Genomic DNA, 24,125 nt, shown 5'->3' with positions numbered 1-24,125 from the left:
GGCCTGGGCCCAACGCACTGAAGGCGTCCTTCAGTACGCCCAGCGTTACGAAGGAGTCCTTCAGTGCGGTCGGCGTAGGGTCTCGTCGTGGACTGGCGACGCTGGCACGACGACTACGACCAGCCCGACTCGTGGTTGGCCCAGCGGTTGCGCGCCGTCCAAGGGCGTGTTCGGGAGGCTCTGGACCGTTGCCCGCCCGGATCCGTCCGGGTGGTGAGCCTCTGCGCCGGGCAGGGGCGTGACCTCCTGGAGGTGCTCGCCGACCACCCACGCCGGGACGACGTGCGGGCCCGGCTCGTGGAGCTGGACCCGGGGAACACCGCCGTGGCGCGGGAGTCCGGCGTGGCGGGCGTGGACGTCGTGACCGCCGACGCCTCCCTCACCGACCACTACCTGGACATGGCGCCCGCGGACCTCGTCCTGGTCTGCGGGGTCTTCGGCAACATCACCGACGACGACATCCACCGCACGGTCGGGTACTGCACCGGGCTGTGCCGCACCGGCGGGACCGTCGTCTGGACCCGTCACCGCCGCGACGAGCCCGACCTCGTGCCCACGATCTGCGAGTGGTTCGAGGAGGTCGGCTTCGAACGCGAGTGGGTGTCCTCCCCGGCGCTCGACTTCGGCGTCGGCGTGCACCGGTTCGCGGGCGAGCCGCGCCCGCTCGTCGCAGGCGAACGGATGTTCACCTTCGTCGGCTACGACCACCTCAGGGAAAATTGACCACAAGTTACTCCAGACAGTTAGTTGCCAACTTACTTGCGACACGGTTGGGTGTGTTTGCGGCGTTCGTCCCCTGCACGGCCTGCCGCGGCCACCCGTGACGCGAGGAGTCTGTCCATGACGTCCACACTGTCCAGAAGGGTCTTCATCGGCGCGGTCGCTGCCGCGGGTGCCGCCGTCATGGCCGGCACGGCAGCCGCGGCGCCGACGCTGTCGAGGGCCGCGGGCGCCGCGCGGCTCGGTGACACCGTGTACGTGCTCGGCCGGTCAGGTGCGCGCTGGGTGCTCGTCGACCCCGCGACCGGCGAGAGCCGTGCCACCCAGGGGTTGGAGAAGGCCGACGTGCTCGACCTGTCCGCCACGGGCGAGCGGCTCGTGGCCGTGGGCGCGACCGGCACCGCACCCACCGTCTGGGAGTCGAGCGACGGCCTGAGGTGGTCGCGGGCCGCGACGCTGGACGGCGATGGCCACCTCACGGCCGTGGAGGGCACGCTGGCCGTAGGCGCCCTGCTGACACTCGAACGGGCGCCGCACACCCGGATCGTCGCCCGGCGCACCGGGAACACCTGGAAGACCGTGGCGACGACCGGTCTGGAGGACACCAACCAGGTGACCGCCACGGCGGTCGGTCACGACGGCGAGTGGCTGCTGTCCACAGTGGACGCCACCGGTGCCACGATCCACCGCTCCCCCGACGGGCTGGCGTGGACGGCCAAGGAGACCCACACCGACACCGCCATCAAGGCGTTCGACAGTGCGAAGTGGGTCGCCAACAGCATGAGCGGCACCGAGGGGCCCACCCGCCGCGCGGCGCGAGCCCAGGCGGTGGGCGTCGTGGGGAGCCAGTCGTACTGGCTGGTGGACGGCACGCTCGTGACGGCGACGATCTGAGGGGTAGCAGAAGATGATCACGTTCAGCAACATCGACGGCACTCCGGTCTACTACTGGCGCTCGACCTACGGCGACACGTCGAGCCGCAACTGGCAGGTGACACAGGCGTTCTACGACCGGATGGTCCTGTGGATCCGCGACCTGCGCAGTCTGTCGTCGGCGTACGGCACGATCACGTACCTGGTGTCGGCGGGTTTCTACGTCAACAAGGCAGGCCAGCACGGCGCGGGCACGGCGATGGACCTCGACCACGTGCGGTGGTCGAGCGGCACCACCATCTCGCCCATCGACCGGGCACACGCGTCGGGCACGCAGCAGATCCGCAGGCGCTACCTGGCGGTGGACGCGACGTGCCGCAGGCGTTTCCGGTACGTGCTGGACGGCTGGTACAACTCGGAGCACGCGGACCACATCCATTCGGACTTCGAGGACCTGCCGCCGAGGTGCGTGAAGGGTTCCGTGAGCGACACCGTGTTCGTCCAGTCGATGTGCAACAACTTCCTGAACTCCGGCCTGGCGGTCGACGGTGACTGGGGGCCGCTGACGCAGAGCGCGTTCAACACGGCGAAGTCCCGGCTGGGCGTGACGGGCGATCCGCACACGACGAGCAGCGTGTGGGTGTCGATGCTGAACACGGTGGCGCAGCGCGGTTTCGCGAACCAGGCGTTCTGACAGGTCGGGCGGGGGCCTCCTGTGGCCCCCGCCCGACCTCGGCGGGTTCAGGGCCGGTAGGGCTCGGGCAGGTCGGGGAGGGTGCCGGCGACCGAGCCTGCGGCGTCGGTGGCGGTGGCGCCGAGGTCCTGGGCCGCCCCCGTCACGTGCTCGCCTGCCTGACCGGCGTAGTCGCCCGCCTGACCTGCGTACTCACCGGCCTGGCCCGCGTACTGCCCGGCCACGTCACCGGCCTGGCCCGCGACGTCACCGGCCTGGCCGGCCATGTCGGTCGCCGACTGGGAGAGGTCCTGAACGCCGGGCACCTCGCCTGCCACGTCGCCGATCTTCTCGGTCGCACCGGACAACAACTCGCCCGCCTTCTCACGGATGGCGTCGAACAAGCCCACGGCGAACTCCCTTAAATCGACAGAACAGACATATCAGACAGTACAAGTGTTCACGCCGTCGCGCTGCGTGGTACTCGGGCCAACCACCACGAGAGGCGAGGGCCACCCATGACCGTGTCAACCACCCTGCGTGATGTCGGCTTCGCGCTGGCCTGCGCCGTCGCGGCGACCGGGCTCACAAGCGGCGTGGCCGCCGCCGGACCGGACGACCACGTGCCACTCTCCGTCGACAGGGCGGACTGCGAGTCGATCCCGTCGGAACACGACCCCGCCGTGATCCGCGTCGTCCACGACGTCGGGGTCGAGCTGGGTGCCTCGGACAAGGTCATGCTCGCCGCGTTCGAGGCCGGGTGGGTCGAGTCGCACATGAACAACCTGCCGTGCGGCGACCAGGACTCCCTCGGCGTGTTCCAGCAACGCCCGAGCCAGGGGTGGGGCACGACCGAACAGATCATGGACGTCGAGTACGCCGCGACGAAGTTCTTCGACGAGGCCATCAGGAACGAGCCGCTCCACCCCGACGACACCTCGGGCCTTCTCGCGCAGAGCGTCCAGCACTCGTGCTGCCCGGAACGCTACGACCAGGCAGAGGACAAGGCCCGCGCGATGCTCGCCGAGCTCGGGGGGACCCGGCTGTGAGGCCCGCCCGACGGAGCTGATCCCCGCTCACCTCCGGGCTGAGGCGGCGCGAGGGAGTGCCACTTCTCGGGAAGAGCCCCCTTCTGGGTGGCGGTGCCTCGCAGTGGACGACGTGCCACCAGTGAAGGACGGCCCCGCTGCCGGTAGCCGAGCCCGCCCCTGGCGGGCGACCTCGAGCTGCACTGGCTGCGGGTCGAGCCGGCCGAGGCGTCGGGCACTGGTCGCCGTCCGCACCCCGCGGCAGGCGCCGGGGTGCGGACGGCGCGGCCCTCGGAGCCGCGAGGGCTCAGTTCGCGTCCATGTGCTCCCGCAGCGTGCGGGGGCGCATGTCCGTCCACACCTCGTCCACGTACGCGCTGCACTCCTCCTGCGTGCCGGTCGGTCCCTCCGGCCGCCAACCCGCCGGGACGTCCAGGTGTGCGGGCCACAGCGAGTACTGCGCCTCGTCGTTGGTCAGGACTCGGTAGGTGATGTCGTCGCGCACTGGCTTTCCTCTCTCGGGTAGTAACGCAGGGTCCGGTTGACCGTCACCGCGATCGCGGCGACCGTCATGCCCGCCGCGCACACGAGCACGGCGGCGGTCGGGGTGGCGGCCTCGGCGAGCACTCCGCCAAGCGCCGGGCCGGCGGCCGCGGCGCCGCCCATGGCCACGTTCAACGTGCCGCTCAACCGCCCACGCAGGGCATCGGGCGTCAGCAGCAGCTGGTGGGTGATGATCGTCGTGTTCGCGGTCGGTGCCAGCAGTGCCATCGCGGCGAACAGGGCGCCCAGCAGGTAGCCGCTGTCGGCCAGCACCGCCAGCGGGCACAGTGCCGCCAGCGCCCAGAACACGCCCGCGATGGCCGCGTGTGGCGACAGCCTGCGGTGCAGCCACGGTGCCATCATCGCGCCGACCACCCCGCCCACGCCCAGCATCGCCGCCATCACGCCGATCTCGCCCGCCGGTGTGCCCTGCCGCTCCGCCAGCACCACGACCACCAGGTAGTACGCCGCGAAGAACAGGTTCAGCGCCACGGCACACGCCGTCGTCACGCGGATCTCCCCGCGCTGCCACAGCCACCGCAGACCCTCCGCGATCTCCCTGCCCAGCGCCGGTGACTCGGCAGGCGGACGGGTCGGCGCACGCAGGAACGCCAGCATCACGAACGCGACCACGTGGGTCACCAGGTCCAGCAGGAACGGCGCCCACCGCGCGACGCCGAACAGCACGCCACCCAGCGCCGTGCCCGCCATCTGGCCGATCGACGAGCGTGCGCTGTTCGTCGCCACCGCGGTCGCCAGCCTGCTCTCCGGCACCAGCGACGGCAGCAGCGCGTCCTCCGCGGGCTCGAACAACGCCCGGCACCCGCCCAGCACCGCGGCCACCACGGCCAGGTGGAGCAGGGACACACCGTCCAGCAGCAACGCCGCTACCAGGCTCGCCAGCGCGACCGCCTGCGCCACCTCGCAGGCGAGCATGATCCGCCGCCGGTCCCAGCGGTCGACCAGCGCACCGCCCGGCAGCGCCAGGACGGCCTGCGCTACCGCGTCGGCGGCCAGCACCAGACCCGACGCGGCGGCCGACCCCGTCACCGCCAGCACCACGAGCGGGAACGCCAGCATGGACGCGCTGAACCCGACCTCGGCCGCACCCTGCCCCACCCACAGCAGGGTGAAGTTCCTGTTGCGTGCCAGGGGGACGTCGGCGACCGTCGTCATCGGACGGCCCCGGCGATCCCGCGCAGTGCCTCGGCGAAGTCCGCCGCCACGGCCTCGATCGCCGCCCTGCTGAAGTGGTCGGTCCGGAAGTACCAGACGAACGACAGGCTCCCGTCCGCGACCTCGCCGACCACGTCCACGAGGTGCTCGCCGACGTCGGCCGGGTCGTGGTCGGCGCCGATCACGGGCAGCGCCGCGCCGAACAGGCCGTCGTCCTCCTCGGCTCGCGAGTCGAACCTGCCGAGGTAGTTGAACGACAGCCTCGGCAGCGGGCCCGGCGGGTCGAGAGTGCCGAGGTAGCGCAGCGCGCCGTAGCCGAAACCGTTGCCCGGCAACGACCGGAGCTGCTTGCGGACGTCACGGACGACCGTGTGCCAGTCGCCGTCGGGGACGGTCAGCGCGACCGGGAACATCGTGGTGAACCAGCCGACCGTGCGGGACACGTCGAGGTCGAGGACGTCCTCGCGGCCGTGTCCCTCCAGCGTCATCGCGACCCGGTCGTGGCCGGTCCACCGCGCGAGGGCCCACGCCAGCGCCGCGAGCAGCACGTCGTTGACCCTCGTGCGGTAGGCGGCGGGCGCGGCACGCAACAGCGCGTCGGTGTCCACCGCGTCCAGTGCGATCTCGACGGCGTCCGTCCCGACCGGACCGTCCGCGCGGTCGCACGGCAGCTCCGCGCCGGTACCCGACGCCCTCCAGTAGGCCAGCTCGTGGTCCAGGCCGCCGGACGCCACCAGCTCGGTCTGCGCGGTCGACCACTGCTGCCACGACGTGGTCCTGGCGCCGAGGTCGACCGGCTCGCCGCGGCCGGCCTGGTGGTAGGCGGTGTCGAGGTCGTCGAGCAGCAGGCGCCACGACACGCCGTCGACGACGAAGTGGTGCGCGACCAGCAGGAGCCTGGGAAGACCGTCGGCGAACCGGAAGAGCACGGCACGCAGCAGCGGTCCGGTCGCGAGGTCGAAGCCGGCGTGTGCGGCGTCGGCCAGCTCGGTCACCGCGGGGTCGTCGGGGCTCGACACGTCGTGCACCTCGAGCACGTCGACGGGCTCGTGCGGGGCGTGTTCCTGGTGCCAGCCGGCGTCGTCGTGGTGGAACCGCAGCCGCAGGGCGTCGTGGTGGGCGAGCAGGGCGTCGAGCGCGGTGCGCAGGGCCGCGAGGTCTGGCTCCGCGGACAGCTCCATGTGGTGTGCCTGGTTGAAGTGGTGCGGGTGCTCGCGGTCGGCGGCCAGGAACCAGTGCTGGATCGGGGTGAGCGGCACGGGGCCGGTGACCTCGGCGTGGTCCTCGACGCCGGTCTCGACGGTGACGACACGCGCCAGTTCGACGATCGTCCTGGCGTGGAAGAGGTCCTTGGTGGTCAGGTGCAGCCCGTGACGGCGGGCCCTGGCGACGACCTGCACGCTCAGGATCGAGTCGCCGCCGAGTGCGAAGAAGTTGTCGGTGACGCCGACCCGGTCGATGCCCAGCACGTCGGCCCAGACGCGGGCGAGCGTGGTCTCCACCGGTGAGGTCGGTGCGACGAACTCGGCCGCGGCGGCGAGGTCGGGTTCCGGGAGTGCTCGCCGGTCGACCTTTCCGTTGGGGGACATGGGCAACGCGTCGAGCACGGCGAAGGCAGTGGGCACCAGGTACTCGGGCAGCCGGGCGGAGAGGAAGTCGCGCAGCTCGCCGCCGGACAGCTCGCGGCCGGCGACGACGTACCCGGCGAGCCGCTTGTGGCCCGCGTCGTCGGGCCGGACGGCGGCGACGGCGTCGGTGACGTCGGGGTGCTCGCGCAGGGCCGCCGCGACCTCACCCAGCTCGATGCGGAAGCCGCGGACCTTGACCTGGTCGTCGGCGCGGCCGAGGAACTCCAGCTCGCCGTCCCGGTTCCAGCGGACGAGGTCGCCCGTGCGGTACATCCGCTCCCCCGGGACGCCGTGCGGGTTCGCGACGAACCGGGACGCGGTGAGTCCCGCCCTGCCGAGGTATCCGCGGGCGAGGCCGATGCCCGCCACGTACAGCTCGCCCGGGACGCCGACGGGCACCTGGCGCAGGTCGGCGTCGAGCACGTGGGCGCGAGTGTGCCAGATGGGACGGCCGATGGGCGGTGTGCCCCGGTCGGGTGCGAGGGGCTGCGACCAGGTGGCCACGACGGTGGCCTCGGTGGGTCCGTAGGCGTTGATCAGTCGGCGGCCGGGTGCCCACTGCCGGACGAGGGCGGCCGTGCAGGCGTCGCCGCCGACGACGAGGGTCGCCAGGTCGGGGAGGTCGGTGTCGGGCACGGTGGCCAGCGCGACCGGTGGGACGAGGGTGTGGGTGATGCGGCAGTCGGCCAGCACGGTGGCGAGGTGGTCGCCGACCAGCGGGCCGGGCGGGGGCACGACGATCGCCGCGCCGTGGGGCAGGGCCAGGCACAGCTCGAGCACGGAGGCGTCGAAGCTCGGTGAGGAGAACGCGAGCACCCGGTCACCCGCCCGCACGGCGAACCGGTCGGCCTCGGCGAACGCGAAGTTCGCCAACCCCTCGTGGGTGACCACGACGCCCTTCGGGACGCCGGTGGAGCCGGAGGTGTAGATGACGTAGGCGGGGTTGCTCAGCTCGGCGACCGCCGGCTCGATCCCCAGTCCGTCGGTGGTCACCTGTGCGGGATCGTCGATCACCAGTACGGGTGCGGCGTCGGCCAGCATCAGGGCCTTGCGGTCGGCCGGGTAGTCGGGGTCGACCGGCAGGTACGCCGCACCGGCCGCGGCCACCGCGAGTTGGGCGATGATCAGCTCCGGCGAGCGCGGGAGTACCAGTGCCACCACGGTTTCCGGCCTCGCGCCGCGTGCGGCCAGCACCCGGCCCAGTCGGTTGACGCGGGCGGACAGCTCGGCATAGGTCAGCACCGACTCCCCGGCGATCAGCGCGGGCGCGTGCGGTGTCCTCGTCACCTGGGCACGGAACAGCTCGATCAACGTCACCTGCCGAACGTCCGGTCCGGCCTCGTGCCACGACTCGACCAGTGCGCGTTCCTCCCCCGTCACGACGTCGATCGCGCCCACCGGCTCGTCGGGGTCGGCGGCCGCGGCCGTGAGGACCCTGTCGAGACCCGTGACGAACCGTCGCGCCGTGGCGGCGTCGAACAGGTCGGTGTTGTACGTGAGGACCGCGTCAAGTGAGCCGTCTCCGGGCTCGTGGAACTCGAAGGTCAGGTCGTAGCCCGCGGTCACGACCGGGTGCTCGACGTCCTCGGCACGCAGCCCGGCGAAGTCCGTGGCCCGCTCCGCCGCGTTCTGCAGCACGACCATCGCCTGGAACAGCGGCGTCCGGCTCGGGTCGCGGTCCGGGTCCACCGCGTCGACGACACGCTCGAACGGCACGTCCTGGTTCGCGAACGCGGCCAGCGCGGTCTCCCGCACCCGCCCCAGGTGCGCCGCGAACGAGCCACGCGCGTCGACCGGCGTGCGCAGCACGATCGTGTTGACGAAGAACCCGACCACGCGCCGCAGATCCGGGTGCTCCCGACCCGACGCGACGGTGCCGACGGCCACGTCGTCCTGACCGCTGAACCGGTGCAACATCACGGTGCACGCCGCCACCAGCGCCATGAACAGCGTGCCGTCCTGCCCACTCGCGACCGCCCGCAGTGCCTCGGCGACCCGAGGCGACACCGTGAACCCGACCTGCGCGCCCGCCGTCGTGTGGGTCGGCGGCCGGGGCCGGTCCGTGGGCAGCTCCAGCACCGGCACACCCGCCAGCACCGTCCTCCAGTGCCGCAGCTGCTCGGCCACGACCTCGGTGCGGCCACGCTGCCATGCCGCGAAGTCCCTGTACCGCACGGGAAGCGCAGGCAGCTCCGCCTGGGTACCGGTGATCCGCGCCTCGTACAGCGACGCGAGGTCACCCGCGAGCACGCCTGCCGACCAGCCGTCGGTGATCACGTGGTGCGCGGTCAGCGCCAGCACGTGGTCGTCGTCGCCCAGCCGGTACACCGCCGGCCGGAACAGCGGCCCGGTGCTCAGGTCGAAGGGCTCCACCGCCGCGAGCACGGCGTCCAGGTCATCGGGGGTGACGTCGACGACCGGGACCGGGACCGGGCCGGGTGGGTGGACCCGCGCCACGCCGCGGCCGTCGATCTCGTGGCAGGTGGTCCGCAGCGACTCGTGCCTGGCGACCAGCGCGGTCAGCGCGTCGGACAGGGCGTCGACGTCGAGCCGGCCACGCAGCCGCACGGCCAGCGGCACGGTGTACTCGGTGCTGCCCGGTTCCAGCTGGTGCAGGAACCACAGCCGCTGCTGGGCGAACGACAGCGGCTGGTCGACCCCGTCGGGCACCGCGGGGATGGGCTCGGCGAGCCGGTCGCCCAGTGCGGCGGCGAGGTCCGCGACCGTGGGCTTCGTGAACAGCGTCAGCGGCGACAACTCGACGCCCAGCGCGTCCCGCAGCCGGGACACCACGCGGATGGCGACGATCGAGTCCCCGCCGAGTGAGAAGAAGTTGTCCGTGGCGCCCACCCGCTCGGCACCCAGCACCTCGGTGAACACCGCGGCCACCGCGTGTTCCGCCTCCGTGCGGGGCGGGACGTAGGTGTCCGTGCCGCCCGCGCTCGGCACCGGCAGTGCCCGGCGGTCCAGCTTCCCGTTGGGTGTCAGAGGAAACCAGTCGACCACCACGAACACCGACGGCACCATGTGCGCGGGCAGGACCCGCGCCGCGCGGTCGCGGATCGCGGTGGGGTCGGCGGTCGTCACGAGGTAGGCGACGAGACGTCGGTGGCCCGGCTCGTCCTCACGGTCGATCACCACGACCTGGGCGACCTCGGGGTCGGCGGCCAGCACGGCCTCGACCTCGCCCAGCTCGATCCGGAAGCCGCGGATCTTGACCTGGTGGTCGCCGCGCCCGAGGTACTCCAGCACCCCGTCCGACGTCCAGCGGACGAGGTCGCCCGACCGGTACATGCGGGTCCCCGGCGCGCCGAAGGGATCGGCGACGAACCGGGACGCGGTCAGGCCGGGCCGGTCCAGGTAGCCGCGGGCCAGGCCGGCGCCCGCCACGTACAGCTCCCCCGTCGCGCCGGGCGGCACCGGCTCGAGGTCGGCGTCCAGCACGTAGGTCCGCAGGTCCGGGATCGGCTCGCCCACCACACTGCCGCGTGCCGCGGCGGCCGTCGCCGCGTCGAGGGCGGCGTAGGTGACGTGGACGGTCGTCTCCGTGATGCCGTACATGTTCACCAGCACCGGCGCGTCGTCGCGGCGCCGCCGGTACCACGGCGCGAGGCGGGACAGGTCGAGTGCCTCGCCGCCGAACACGACGTAGCGCAGGGCAAGCGGCTCCCCGGTGTCGGCGGCCATGAGCTGGTAGAACGCCGACGGCGTCTGGTTGAGCACGGTCACCCGCTCCTCGGCGAGCAGCCGCAGCAACGCACGCGGGTCGCGGGACACCGCGTGGGGCACGACGACCAGCCGACCGCCGCGCAGCAGCGGCCCCCACAGCTCCCACACGGAGAAGTCGAAGGCGTAGCTGTGGAACAACGCCCACACGTCGTCGCCGTCGAAGCCGAACCAGTGGTCGGTCGCGGCGAACAGCCTGGTGACGTTGGCGTGTGGAACCACCACACCTTTCGGCACCCCGGTCGACCCGGACGTGTAGATGACGTAGGCCGGGTGGTCGGGTCGCACGTCGGCGGACACCGGCTCGGCGGGCTGCCCGGTCAGGTCGGGCAGGGCGTCCAGGACGGTGACCGGGCGGGCGTCGGCGACGGTCCGTGCGATGCGCTCGGCCGGGTAGTCCGGGTCCAGCGGCAGGTACCCGGCCCCCGACTTGAGCACCCCCAGGACGGCCACGACGAGGTCCGCCGACCTCGGCAGTGACAGGCCCACCAGGCGCTCCGGCCCGGCGCCCCGGGACACCAGCAGGTGCGCGAGCCGGTTCGACAGCCCGTCCAGCGACGCGTAGGTCAGGGCGCGGTCCCCGTCGGTCACCGCGACCGCGCCGGGGGTGGCGGCGGCCTGGCGCGCGAACAGCTCGACGACGGTGGTGGGTGCTGGTGGGGTGGCGGAGCCGTTCCACCCCACCAGCACGCGGTCACGTTCGGCAGCGGACAACACTGGCAGCTCGCCCAACGTGCGATCCAGACCCGAGGCCATCGCGGTGACGACCCGGCCGAGCCGGGCGGTCATGGCCTCGGCGGTGCCCTCGTCGAACAGGCGCGGGTCGTAACCCAGCTCCACGCGCAGGTCGGTGCCGTCCACGTGCGCGGCGAGGCTGAGCGCGAGGTTGGTGGTCTCGACGCTGTCGGCCGAGACGACCCTCGGGCCGCCGTCCTGCTCGGCCCCGATCGGGTAGTTCTCGAACGCGACGAGGCTGTCGAACAGCGGCTCCCCCGCCGGCACGTCCGGGCACGCCTGGACCTGCGACAGCGACAGGAAGTCGAACCGGCGCGACTCGGCCTGTGCCTCCTGCAGCGCACGCAGCCACGGGACCAGCCGCGCGGTCCGGTCGACGCGGACCCGCGTCGGCACGGTGTTGATGAACATGCCGACGATCGACTCGACGCCGGGCAGGTCCGCCGGGCGGCCGGAGACCGTGGTGCCGAACACGACGTCGCGTTCGCCGCTGTGCCTGGCGAGCAGGAGTGCCCACGCGCCGTGCACGAGCGTGTTGACGGTCAGGCCGTGGTCGCGGGCCGCGCGTTCGAGGCCCGCGGCGGGAAGCGTCAGGCCGACGGTCGCGGTCGTCTCGGACTCGTGGGCCGCGACGGGCGGGCGATCGAACGGCAGCGGCGTGCGACCCGTGATGCCCGCGAGGGTGTCACGCCAGTGGTGCTCGGCGGCGGTGGTGTCCTGGTCGGCGAGCCAGGCGAGGTAGTCGCGGAACGGGCGCCGCGCCTGCGCCGCGCCTGCCGACGCGTACTCGGCGAGCACGTCGGCGAACACCTGCGAGGTGCTCCACCCGTCGAGCAACAGGTGGTGGCACGTCCACAGCAGGTCGACGGTGCCGGGTTCGACCTGGTCGACCACCAGGCGCACGAGTGGCGCGGTGGCCGGGTCGAGGTCGCCTGGCTCGTCCGCCGTGACCGGCCGGTAGGCCACCGGAACCCGGACGCCGCGGTGCACGACCTGCACCGGGGTGCCGACGCCGCGCCAGACGAACGCCGTGCGCAGGATCGGGGTGCGGTCGACGACGCGTTGCCAGGCGTCGCCGAGTGCGTGTGCGTCGACGCCGGTGAGCCGGACGCGGGTGTGGGTCACGTACGCGCCGGAGCCGTCGGCCAGGCTGTGGAACAGCATGCCGGCCTGCATGGGGGTGAGCGGGTAGACGTCCTCGACATCTCTCCCGTCGCCGACCAGCCCGTCCACTTCGGACTGCGTGAGCGTGGTGAGCGGGTAGTCCGACGGGGTCCTGCCGCCGTGGGACGCGCAGTGGGCGGTGATCTCCCGCAGCGCGGCCGTCGTCCTGTCGGCGAGGGCACGCACGGTGGCCTCGTCGTGCAGTTCGCGGGAGTACTCCCACTCGATGCGCAGGCGGCCGTTCTCGACGGCGGCGGTGACGTCGAGGAGGTGGCTGCGTGGCGACGCCGGCGCCACGTCCTGGCCCAGCGGCTCGGCCGTGTCGCGCAGCAGGCCGTCCGGCGTGGCGGTGTCGTCGAAGCGGCCGAGGTAGTTGACGCACACCTGCGGGTCCGGCACGTGGTCGAGGTCGTCGCCCGAACGCAGGTAACGCAGTGCCTCGAAGCTCATGCCGCGGCGGGGCACCGCACGCAGGGACTCCTTGACGGACTTGAGGACCGTGCCCCAGTCGGCGGGCGGCACGTCGAGCGCGACGGGGAACTGGCTGGTGAACCAGCCGACCGTGCGGCTGGTGTCGACGCCGTCGAGCACGTCCTCGCGGCCGTGTCCCTCCAGGGTCAGCAGGACGCGTGACTCCCCGGTCCAGTCGGCGAGTGCGCGGCCCAGCGCGGCGAGCAGCACGTCGTTGACCTGGGTGCGGTAGGCGTCGGGCACCCCGCGCAGCAGGGCGTCGGTCTCGGCGGCGGTCAGCGTCGTGGTGACCGTGCGGGCCGTCGCCGCGGTGTTGCGGCCGCCCGCGTGGTCGAAGGGCAGCGGCGGCACGGCCGGAACCGCCTGCCAGTACGGCAGATCCGCGTCGAAGCCGCCCGCGGCCACGTGCTCGTCGAGCAGCCGCGCCCAGTGTCCGAACGAGACAGTGCGGTCGCCGAGCGCGTCCGGGTCCTGGTAGGCGCGCTCGAGGTCGGCGAGCAGCACCCGCCAGGAGACGGCGTCGACCACGAGGTGGTGCGCGGTCAGGAACAGCACGGGGTCATCGCCCGGGAACAGGACCGCGCGGAACACCGCGCCGCCCGCCGGCCACATCGAGGTCTGCGCCGCGCGTGCGGCGCGGTCCCGGTCGATGCCGGGCACGACGTCGAGCACGTACCTCGCGGCCAACGGTTTCTGGGTGATCTCGGTGACCCGGCTGCGCAGCGCGGCGTGGTGCTCGACGACAGCGGTCAGTGCGCGGCGCAGGCGGTCGACGTCGACGTCCGGCCGCACCGAGACCGTCATCGACATCGTGTAGTGGGCGTGGTGCTCCGGCGGGTGCGTGGTGAGGAACCAGCGCTGGATCGGGGTGAGCGGCGCGGGGCCGCCCGTGTCCGCGACCGTCGCGGCACCCGTGTCGCGGACGGCGACCAGTGCGAGGTCGGCGACGGTCTGCCGGACGAAGACGTCCTTGGCCGTGAGGCGGATCCCGGCCGCCCGCGCGGTGGACACGAGCTGCATGCTCAGGATCGAGTCGCCGCCGAGTGCGAAGAAGTTGTCGTGCGCGCCGACGCGTTCGACGCCCAGCACGGTCGCCCAGATCGCGGCCAGTTCGGTCGCGACGCCCTGCGCCGGGGCCACGTAACCGGCGTCCGGGCGGGTGGGCGGCTCGGGGAGGGTGCGGTGGTCGACCTTGCCGTTGGCGGTGGTGGGCAGGCGGTCGAGCGGCACGAGTGCGGCCGGGACGAGGTAGTCCGGCAGCGTCGCGCGCAGGTGCGTCGTTAGCTCGGCTGGGTCGCCGCCCACGACGTAGCCGACGAGCCGCAGGTGGTCGCCCGCCGCGCGGGGCACGACGACGGCGTCCCGCACGTCGGGGTGGGTCAGCAGCGCGGCCGTCACCTCGCCGGGCTCGACGCGGTGGCCGCGGATCTTGACCTGGTCGTCGGCACGGCCGAGGTAGTCCAGCTCGCCGTCGGTCGTCCAGCGGACGCGGTCGCCGGTGCGGTACATGCGGGTGCCGGGGGCGCCGAAGGGGTCGGCGACGAACCGGCGTGCGGTCAGGGCGGGCAGGTCGAGGTAGCCCCTGGCCACCTGCGGGCCCGCCAGGTACAGCTCGCCGGGCACACCGACGGGCACGGGTCGCAGGGCGTCGTCCAGCACGTAGGCGCGGACGGTCCTCAGTGGACGCCCGATGAGCGGGTGGTCGCCCGCGATCTCGGCGTGGGTGGCGTCGACGGTGGCCTCGGTGGGGCCGTAGAAGTTGTGCGCCGCTATCCCTGCCCCGGCCAGCTCGCGCCACAGGTCGGCGCCGACGGCCTCGCCGCCGACCGTGACGGCACGCAGGTCCGTGTCCAGCAGACCCGCCGCCACCAGCCGCCGGGCGTGGGCGGGGGTGACGTCCAGCACGTCGAGTGGGTAGGCGGTGAGGGCGACCGGGTCCAGGCGGGTGTCGTCGTCGATGACGTGCAGCTCGTGGCCCGAGGCGAGGAACAGCAGGCCCTCGACCGCGGTGTCGAACGAGAACACGGAGGTCTGGCCGTAACGCAGGCGGTCGGGACCGGCCAGCGGGTCGATCAGGTCGGCACGGAACGTGGCGAACAGGGCCGCCAGGTTGGCGTGGTCCACCTCGACGCCCTTGGGCACGCCCGTGGACCCGGAGGTGTGGATGACGTACGCGCGGTGGCCCGGGTGCGGTGCCACGTCCGGTGCCGTGTCGGGAAGTCCGGCCAGGTCGGGCAGTGCGTCGAGTACCACCGCGGGGTCGGTGTCGGCGAGGAGGAACGTCTGCCGGTCGGCAGGCAGCTTCGGGTCGACCGGGACGTAGCCGGCACCCGACCTCAGCACGCCCAGCATCGCGACCACGTGGTCGACCGAGCGTGGCATTCGCAGCGCGACGAGCCGCTCCGGGCCTGCGCCGCGGGCCAGCAGCCAGTGGGCGAGCCGGTTCGACTCGGTGTCCACCTCGGCGAAGGTGCGGGACACGTGACCGCACACGACCGCCACGGCCTCCGGGGTGCGGGCGGCCTGGGCCGCGAACACCTGTGGCAGCAACGGGTGCGGGCCGTCGAGGTCGTCGCCCTGCCACTCGTCCAGCAGCCTGGCCAGCTCGACGTCGTCCGCCAGGTCCACCGTCGACAGTGGACGGTCCGGGTCGGCGGCGACGGCCGTGAGCAGCACCCGGAGGTGGTGTGCGAGCCGGGTGATCGTGGTCGCGTCGAACAGGTCGGGGTTGTACTCGATGCCGGCCAGCAGCTCGTCGCCGGACTGCTGGAACTCGAACGTCAGGTCGTGGGTCGAGGTCACCACCGGCGGGGTCACCTCGGACACGGCGAGCCCCGGCAGGTCCGGCACCTCGTCCGGCGTGTTCTGCAGCAGGACCATCACGTCGAACAGCGGGTTGCGGCTCGGGTCGCGGACGGGGGCCAGCGCGTCGACGACCCGCTCGAACGGCACCTCCTGGTTCGCGAACGCGGCCAGCACGGTGCCCCGGACGCGGTGCAGCAACCCGGCGAACGTCTCGGTGTCCTCGACCGTCGTGCGCAGGACGAGGGTGTTGACGAAGAACCCGACGATCCGGTCGAGCTCGGCGCGGTCACGGCCCGCGGTGACGGTGCCGACCGCGATGTCCCGCTGACCGCTGTAGCGGGCCAGGAGGACCTGGCAGGCGGTGAGGAGGGTCACGAACAGGGTGCTGTCGCGGCCCCTGCCCAACTCGACGAGTTCCTTGCCCGCCAACGTGAAGCGGTGCACGGCACCCGAGGTGGTGCGGACCGCCGGGCGGGGCCGGTCGGTCGGCAGGTCGAGTGGCTCGACGCCGGCCAGCGCCGTGCGCCAGTGGTCGAGGCTGCCTTCGGGCTGCTCACGCTGCCAGGCCGCGAAGTCCCGGTACCGCAGGGGAAGCGGCGCCGGCTCGGCGCCGCGGTACAGGGCCGCGAGGTCCTCGGTGAGCACGGCGGTCGACCAGCCGTCGGTGACGATGTGGTGCAGCGCCAACACGAGCACGTGCTCGGTCGCGCCGAGGCGGACCAGCGTGGTGCGCAGCAGCGGGCCCTGGCGCAGGTCGAACGGGCGCGTGCACTCGGTGGCCAGCACGTCGTCGAGCCGCGCCGGGTCGGTCGTCAGGTCGACGAGTGCCAGGTCCGCGGGTGACGGGTCGTGGACGAGCTGGACGCCGTCGTCGAAGGTGGTGCGCAGCGACTCGTGGCGGGCGATCAGCTCGGTGAGCGCGTCGGTGAGGGCGGTGACGTCGAGGTCGCCGGTCAGCCGGAGCATGGTCGGCGTGACGTACTCGCTGCCGTTCTCCTCGAACCGGTCGAGGAACCACAGTCGCTGCTGGGCGAAGGACATCGGCGCCGGGCCCTCGCCCGTGACCGGGATCGGCGTGGTGTCACCGCCGGGGATCGCGGCGGCGAGCGCGGCGACGGTCGGGTGCTCGAACACGGCACGCGGCGAGACCTGGGTGCCGAACGCGGCCCGCAGACGGGACACGACCCGGATGCTCAGGATCGAGTCGCCGCCGAGGGCGAAGAAGTTGTCGTACGCGCCGACCCGCTCCAGCCCGAGCACGTCGGCCCAAGCCGCGGCCACGACCCGCTCGGCCTCGGTGCGGGGCGGGACGAACGTGTCGAGGCCCGCGGCGAGGTCCGGCACGGGGAGCGCGCGGCGGTCCAGCTTCCCGCTCACGGTCAGCGGTAGCTCGTCGAGGGTCACGAACGCGGCGGGCACGAGGTAGTCCGGCAGCGTCATCGCCAGCGCGGCACGGGGCTCGTCCGCGGCGCCGACGAGGTAGGCGACGAGGCGCGTCCCCGCGCCGTCGTCCCGTGCGACGACGGCCGCGTCCCGCACACCGGGCAGCCTGCGCAGCACGGCGGCCACCTCGCCGGGCTCCACCCGGAACCCGCGGATCTTGACCTGGTCGTCGACGCGGCCGAGGTAGTCCAGCTCGCCGTCGGCCGTCCAGCGGACGCGGTCGCCCGTGCGGTAGACGCGGGCGCCCGGCAGGCCGAACGGGTCGGCCACGAACCGGCTCGCCGTCAGTCCCGGTCGGTTGAGGTAGCCCCTGGCCACCTGCGGGCCGGCGAGGAACAGCTCGCCCGGCACGCCCACGGGTACCGGCCGCAGCTCACCGTCCAGCACGTACGCGCGGACCGTCCTCAGTGGACGACCGATGAGCGGGTGCTCCCCTTCCACCACGGCCTTGGTGGCGTCGACGGTGACCTCGGTGGGGCCGTAGTAGTTCACGGCGGCCAGGTCGGACGCGGCCAGCGCCCGCCACAGCGTGTCGGTCGCGGCCTCGCCGCCGATCATGACCAGTCGCAGGCCGGCGTCCGCGAGCCCGGCGGCCATGAGCTGGGTCGCGTAGGTCGGGGTGAGGTCGACGGCGGTGACGCCCTCGTGACGCAGGTGCTCGACGAGCGCGGGCGGGTCGAGCCGCAGGTCCTCGTCGATCACGTGCACCTCGTGGCCCTCGGCCAGGAACAGCAGGCCTTCGAGGGAGGTGTCGAACGAGAACGCCGCGGTCAGGGCGAACCGCTGCGGACCGGTGAGGAGTTCGGCCAGCTCGGTGCTGTGGTCGTGGTGCAGTGCGGCGAGGTTCGCGTGGTCGACCACCACGCCCTTGGGGCGGCCGGTGGAGCCGGACGTGTAGATCACGTACGCGGCGTGCTCGGGCCGGACCTCGGCGGACGGGGCCGTGTCCGGGTAGGCCGACAGGTCGCCGAGCTCGTCGAGCACGAGCACGGGCCGGGCGTCGTCGAGCAGGAACTCCACGCGGTCGGCGGGCAGACCGGGGTCGATCGGCAGATAGGCGGCTCCGGTCTTGAACACGCCGAGGATGGCGACGACGACGTCCGCCGAGCGCGGCAACCGCAGCCCCACCACGGTTTCCGGACCGGCGCCGTGCTCGGCCAGACGGTGCGCGAGCCGGTTGGCCGCGGCCTCGACCTGCGCGAAGGTCAGCCTCGTGTCCTGGAACACCACCGCGACGGCGTCCGGGGTGAGCGCGGCCCGGCGCTGGAACGTCTCGTGGAACAGCGGTGTCGGCGGGAGCAGCCCGTGCGCGGGTGCCGGGACGAGCGCCTGGTCCTCCGTGGACAGCCAGGGCAGCTCGCCGAGTGGGCGGGCCATGTCCTGGGTGAGGCCGGTGACGATGGCGAGCAGCCAACCCGACACGCGGCGCGCGGTGGTGGCGTCGAGCAGGGCCGGGTCGTAGGCCAGCTCGAACCGCACCCGGTCGGCGAGGTTGACCGACAGCGTCAGCGGCAGGTTGGTGGTGTCGACCGTGTGGACCTCGGTCACCCGCAGACCGTCCGAAGTGGACACGTCCTCGAACGGGTAGTTCTCGAACACCACGACGCTGTCGAACAACGCGGCACCTGGCGCCAGGTCGGCGTGGGACTGGACGCGGGTCAGCGCGAGGAAGTCGTGCCTGCGTGCCTCGCTCTGCGTGGTCTGCAGCTCCCGCAGCCACTCCCGGGCCACGCGCCGGGGATCGACGGCGACCCGTGTCGGCACGGTGTTGATGAACATGCCGACCATCGCCTCGACGCCCGGCAGCTCGGCGGGCCGCCCGGAGACGGTGCTGCCGAACACGACGTCGGCCGTGCCGGCCCAGCGCGACAGCAGCAGTGCCCAGGCGCCCTGCACGAGCGTGTTCACGGTGAGTCCGGCCCGCTGCGCGGCGTCGCGCACCGCGGCGGCGTCCAGCTCGACCGCCACGTTCGCGCTGGACTCGGTGCGGTGGGCCTGGGTGGGTGGCCGGTCGTAGGGGACGGCGACCGGTGTGTCGAAGCCGGCCAGCACGGAATGCCAGTACGCGTCGGCGGCCTCGGTGTCCTGAGCGGCGAGCCAGCCGAGGTAGTCGCGGAACGGCCTGCGGGCCGGCAGTGCGGCGGGCGTGCCACGGCCGATGGCGGCGTGGCGGGCGACCACCTCGGTGAACACCTGTCCGGTGCTCCACCCGTCGAGCAGGACGTGGTGGGTGGACCACACGAGCACCACCCGGTCCTCGCCGGTCCGCGCGATCGTCAGCCTGGTGAGCGGCGTCTGCGCTGGGTCGATGCGGTGTGCGCGGTCGCGGGCCACCAGCTCGGCCAGCTCGGCGGCGGGACGGCCACGCAGGTCGTGGTGGGCGACGGTGAGGTCGACCTCGCGGTGCACGACCTGTACCGGCTCCTCGACGCCCTCCCAGACCACGCTCGTGCGCAGGACCGGGGTCCGTGCCACGGTCTGGCGGAACGCCTCCTCCAGCGCGACCGGATCGGGCACCCCGTCGAGGACCAGCCGCACCTGGTCGACGTAGGCGCCGCCGTCCGGGTCGACCAGGCTGTGGAACAGCATCCCGGCCTGCAGCGGGGTCAGCGGGTAGAGGTCGGCGACGTTCGAGCCGTCGCCCGCGACCGCGTCGACCTGCTCCTGCGTGAGGCGGGCCAGCGGGAAGTCGGACGGGGTGCGTCCGCCACCGGCCGCGCAGACCGCGGCGAGGTCACGCAGGGCGGCGGTCATGGCGTCGGCCAGCGACCGCACGGTCCGCTCGTCGTGCCTGGCGGTCGAGTACTGCCAGTTCAGGACCAGCTCGCCACGCTCGACCAGGCCGTTGATCTCGAGTGGGAAGTCGAGCGGCGCGGCCGGGTCGACCTCGGCGCCGGTCGGCTCGTGGCACGTCCGGAACTGCGAGTCGGCGTCGTCCTCCCAGCGACCGTGGTAGTTGAAACACAGCTCCGGCAACGGTTTCCCGGGACTGCCGTAGCCGATCCCCTTGCGGGGCAGTGCCCTGACCTGTTCCTTGACGGACTTGAGCGTCGCGTCCCAGCCGCCGGTGGGCAGCGTCAGGACGAGCGGGTACTGCGTGGTGAACCAGCCGACCGTGCGGGACAGGTCGACGCCGGGCACCACGTCCTCCCGGCCGTGGCCCTCGAGCGTGACCCCGACGGTTTCGCGGCCGGTCCAGTCGGCGAGGGCGCGACCGAGCGCGGTCAGGAGCACCTCGTCGGCGTGCGCGCGGTAGCGCTCCTCGGCGAGGCGCAGCAGCGTGGTCGTCGTCGTGCGGTCCAGCCGGGCGGTCACCGTCCGGGCGGTGGCGGCCGTCGCCACGCCGTCGTGGTCGGTCGGGAGCGGCGTCGGCTCGGGCAGGGCCGACCAGTACGGCTCCTCGTCGGCGAAGGCGCCGGCCAGGACGTGGGCACCCAGCCGGTGCGCCCACTCGCCGAACCCGGTGCCGACGGGCGCGAGCCGCACGGGCTCACCCGCGACGGCCTGCCGGTAGGCGGTGCGCAGGTCGTCGGTCAGCACCCGCCAGGAGACCCCGTCCACCACGAGGTGGTGTGCCACCAGCAGCAGACGCGGCGGCCGGTCCGGGCCCAGGTCGAACAGCAGGGCCCTCAGCACCCGGCCGGCCGCCGGATCAAGCGAGGCCCGCGCCGCGTCGGCCGCTGCGGCGACGCGTGCCTCCACGTCGGCCCCGGCCACGCTGCCGAGGTCGACGGTCTCGATGTCCACGGTGGCATCGGTGGGAACCTGCCGCCAGCCGTCGCCGTCGGACAGGAACCGGGTCCGCAGGGCGTCGTGGTGCGCGACGACAGCCGACAGTGCCGTGCCCAGTGCCGCGCGGTCCACGTCGGCCAGCTCCACCAGCAGGGACATGGTGAAGTGCGCGCGGGGGCCGTGGGTGGCGAAGAACCACGACTGGATGGGCGTCAGCGGCGCGGGCCCGGACGGCACGGGTGTCGTGAGCACCTCGGCGTCGGCTGTGCCGGTGACGGTCGCCAGCTCGACGACCGTCTGGTTGGCGAACACGTCCCGGGTGGTGAACCGCAGTCCCGCCTGGCGGGCGCGGGACACGAGCTGGATGCTGAGGATCGAGTCGCCGCCGAGGCCGAAGAAGTTGTCGTGCGCGCCGACGCGTTCCGCGCCGAGCACCTCGGCCCACAGCGCGGCGAGCCGGACCTCGGTCTCGCCCTTCGGTGCCTGGTACGCGGAGTCCACGTCGACGCCGGTCTCCGGGGCGGGCAGTGCGCGCCGGTCGAGCTTGCCGGTCGGGGCGAGCGGCAGCCGGTCCAGCACGACGAACGCGGCAGGCACGAGGTAGTCGGGCAGCGTGCGCTTCAGCTCGGTGCGCAGATCGGCCGGGCGCACGTCGTCGCCGGACGGCACGACGTAGCCGACGAGCCTCGGGTGGCCGCCGTCCTCGCGGGCCACCACGCACGCCTCGGCGACTCCGGCACAGCCCAGCAGAGCCGCCTCGACCTCGCCCGGCTCGATGCGGTAGCCGCGGATCTTCACCTGGTCGTCGGCGCGGCCCAGGTACTCGACCGTGCCGTCGGACCGCCACCGCGCGACGTCGCCGGTGCGGTACATCCTGGTGCCCGCCGACCCGAACGGGTCGGCGACGAACCGGGTCGCGGTCAGCCCGGGCCGGCCGAGGTAGCCGCGGGCGACCTGCGCGCCGGCCAGGTGCAGCTCGCCGGGCACGCCGACGGGCGCAGGCCGGAGCCGGTCGTCGAGCACGTACGCACGCAGGTTCCACAGTGGACGGCCGATCACGGCCCGCTCCCCCGCGACCCGCGCGGACAGTGCGTCGACCGTGACCTCGGTGGGGCCGTAGAAGTTGTGGACGGCCGTGTCGGGCAGCGCGGCCAGCTCCCGCCACAGCGGCTCGTCGAGTGCCTCGCCGCCGAGCATCAGCACGGCCGGGCGGTGCCTCGTGTCGGCGAGCAGTCCGGCGGGCAGCAGCCTGCGCAGGTAGGACGGGGTCAGGTCGAGGAAGTCGACGCGGTGGGTGGCCACGTAGTCGGCGAAGGCGTCCGGGTCGAGCCGCACGTCGTCGGTCAGCACGTGCAGCTCGTGGCCGTCGGCCATGAGGACGATGCCCTCCCACGAGGTGTCGAACGAGAACACCGCCGACAGCGCGGCCCGCAGCGGCCGGCCGCCCGCGTCGGCGACGAACCCGGCGCGGTGGTTGTGCAGCAGGTTCACCAGGTGCCGGTGCTCCACCTGCACGCCCTTGGGCCGGCCCGTCGAGCCGGACGTGTAGATGATGTAGGCGGCGTGGTCGGGCCGGAGCCCGGTCTGCACCGGGGTGTCCGGGAAGCCGTCCGTCTCCTGTGGACTGTCGAGGACGAGCACGGCACCGGAGTCCTCGACGAGCTGCTCGCGGCGGCGGGCAGGCAGCATCGGGTCGACCGCCAGGTACACCGCGCCTGCCTTGAACACGGCCAGCATCGCGACGATCGCGGCGGCCGACCTCGGCAGTGCGACGGCCACGACCCGCTCCGGCCCCGCGCCTTGTGCGACGAGCCGGTGCGCCAGGCGGTTGGCCTCGCGGTCCAGCTCGGCGAACGTCCGCCGTTCGTCGCCGCAGACCAGCGCGACCCGGTCGGGTGTGCGCGTCGCCTGCGCCTCGAACAGCGCGGGGAAGGTCGTGTCGGGCACGTCGTGTGCCGTGTCGTTCCACGTGTGCAGCAGCGTGTCGCGTTCCTGCTCGGACAGCAGCTCCAGTGCGGCCAGCGGGCGGTCGGGTGCCGAGGTGACGGCGTCGAGCAGCGTGACGAGGTGACCCGCCAGCCGCTCCACGGTGTCCCGGTCGAACAGGTCGGTGCTGTACTCCAGCAGGCAGTCGACGCGGTCGGCGTGCTCGGTGAAGTCGAAGCTGAGGTCGAAGTTGGCCGTGTCGCGTCGAAGCGTGACCTCCTCGACCCGCAGGCCGGGGAACGACGGCAGGCCGCGCCGGTCGTTCTGCAGGGTCACCAGCACGTCGAACAGCGGGTTGCGGCTGGGGTCGCGTGGTGCGCCGACCGCCTCGACGAGGCGGTCGAACGGCACCTCGTCGTGGCCGAACGCCTCGAGCCAGTCCGCGGCGGCCTGCCGGAGGAAGTCGGTGAACGACAGCGTGTCGTCCACTGTGGACCGCAGGACGACGGTGTTGACGAAGAAGCCGACGACCCCGTCCAGCTCGGGTCGGGTCCGCCCCGAGGTCACGGTGCCCAGCGACACGTCCGGCCGGCCGCTGTGGCGGGCCAGCAGAACCGTACAGGCCGCTGTCAGGATGCTGAACAGCGTCGTGTCGCAGGCTCTCGCGACTCGGGTCAGTCGCGAGAAGAGCGCTCCGGGCACCGTGAACTCGTGGGCCGCACCCCGCGTCGAGCGCATCGCGGGGCGTGACCGGTCGGTGGGCAGGTCGAGCGGCGCCGCGCCGTCGAGCACGCGACGCCAGTACTCCGTGTGCTCGGTCATGGCCGAGCCGTCGAGCCGGTCCTGTTGCCACACCGCGTAGTCCGCGTACTGCCTCGTGGGCGCGGCCGGTGTGGTGCCCGCGTACTCGGCGGCCAGCTCGGCGAGCAGCACCCGCAGGGACCAGCCGTCGACGACGATGTGGTGGGCGGTGAGCAGGAGGACGTGCTCACCTTCCGCGACGCGGACCAGCGTCGCGCGGAACAGCGGTCCGGTGCGCAGGTCGAACGGTCGCGCGAACTCCTCGTCCAGCAACGCGTCCAGGCCGTCCTTACAGTCCACTTCGGACAGTCCGGTCACGCGGTCCGGGTGCACGACCTGCGTCGGCCTGCCGTCGGTCCCGGCGAACGTGGTCCGCAGCGACTCGTGGCGCCGCGACAGCCCGGCGACCGCCGCACGCAGTGCGGGTAGCCGAAGCTCGCCGGACAGCCGCAGCGCCACGCCGCTGTTGTAGTCGCTGCCGCCCGGGGTGAACTCGCTCGCGAACCACAGCCGCTGCTGTGCCGAGGAAAGGGGCAGCGGACCGCCCCTCGGGGCCTGCGGCACGGCGGAGACCGGGGCGGGCGCGGAGTTTCCGGCCAGGCGCTGCGCCATCCTGGCACGCAGGTGTGCTGGCAGCGCGTCGATGCGGTGCTGTCGGGACGAGGTCATCGGTTCGCACTT

Annotated in this window: 8 protein-coding genes; 4 read left to right on the top strand and 4 right to left on the bottom strand. The window is 73.1% G+C overall.

The annotated features are described in order from the left end of the window. Nucleotides 1-87 precede the first annotated feature (87 nt). The 3 genes from CLV71_RS02120 to CLV71_RS02110 all read left to right on the top strand — a co-directional run bounded on the left by CLV71_RS02120 (nucleotide 88) and on the right by CLV71_RS02110 (nucleotide 2,287). Nucleotides 88-723 carry an SAM-dependent methyltransferase gene (locus CLV71_RS02120; RefSeq protein WP_133900814.1) on the top strand — a complete coding sequence of 212 codons (636 nt, stop codon included), beginning with the start codon at nucleotides 88-90 and terminating at the stop codon, nucleotides 721-723. 117 nt (nucleotides 724-840) lie between these two features. Continuing rightward, nucleotides 841-1,614 (top strand): hypothetical protein, encoded by a 774-nt coding sequence (locus CLV71_RS02115; RefSeq protein WP_133900813.1) that lies wholly within the window; start codon nucleotides 841-843, stop codon nucleotides 1,612-1,614. 13 nt (nucleotides 1,615-1,627) lie between these two features. Continuing rightward, nucleotides 1,628-2,287 carry an extensin family protein gene (locus CLV71_RS02110; protein WP_133900812.1) on the top strand — a complete coding sequence of 220 codons (660 nt, stop codon included), beginning with the start codon at nucleotides 1,628-1,630 and terminating at the stop codon, nucleotides 2,285-2,287. A gap of 47 nt (nucleotides 2,288-2,334) precedes the next feature. Here the strand turns inward: CLV71_RS02110 and CLV71_RS02105 are convergent, their stop codons facing one another. Beyond that, nucleotides 2,335-2,676: a hypothetical protein gene (locus CLV71_RS02105; protein ID WP_133900811.1), complete on the bottom strand. Its 342-nt coding sequence runs from the start codon at nucleotides 2,674-2,676 to the stop codon at nucleotides 2,335-2,337. Between the two features lie 108 nt (nucleotides 2,677-2,784). Between CLV71_RS02105 and CLV71_RS02100 the strand changes: the two genes are divergently transcribed. Beyond that, the gene (locus tag CLV71_RS02100) at nucleotides 2,785-3,315 is read left to right on the top strand and encodes a hypothetical protein (RefSeq protein ID WP_133900810.1); all 531 of its coding nucleotides are present in this window, start codon (nucleotides 2,785-2,787) and stop codon (nucleotides 3,313-3,315) included. Nucleotides 3,316-3,601: 286 nt separating this feature from the next. Here the strand turns inward: CLV71_RS02100 and CLV71_RS02095 are convergent, their stop codons facing one another. From CLV71_RS02095 to CLV71_RS02085, 3 genes are read right to left on the bottom strand one after another with little or no spacing between them, the layout of a single operon-like run. After that, the gene (locus tag CLV71_RS02095) at nucleotides 3,602-3,799 is read right to left on the bottom strand and encodes an MbtH family protein (RefSeq protein ID WP_133900809.1); all 198 of its coding nucleotides are present in this window, start codon (nucleotides 3,797-3,799) and stop codon (nucleotides 3,602-3,604) included. Beyond that, nucleotides 3,769-5,013: an MFS transporter gene (locus tag CLV71_RS02090; protein WP_133900808.1), complete on the bottom strand. Its 1,245-nt coding sequence runs from the start codon at nucleotides 5,011-5,013 to the stop codon at nucleotides 3,769-3,771. The genes CLV71_RS02095 and CLV71_RS02090 overlap by 31 nt, the downstream gene beginning before the upstream one ends. Then, nucleotides 5,010-24,113, bottom strand: coding sequence for a non-ribosomal peptide synthase/polyketide synthase (locus CLV71_RS02085; protein ID WP_133900807.1), 19,104 nt, complete (start codon nucleotides 24,111-24,113; stop codon nucleotides 5,010-5,012). Before CLV71_RS02085 ends, CLV71_RS02090 begins: the two co-directional genes overlap by 4 nt. Nucleotides 24,114-24,125 lie beyond the last annotated feature (12 nt).

Origin of the sequence: Actinophytocola oryzae (assembly GCF_004364325.1) — a bacterium.
GTDB classification, from domain to species: Bacteria; Actinomycetota; Actinomycetes; order Mycobacteriales; family Pseudonocardiaceae; genus Actinophytocola; species Actinophytocola oryzae.
Note: the sequence above shows the minus strand (reverse complement) of the source record. Positions and strands in the feature narration are given on the sequence as shown.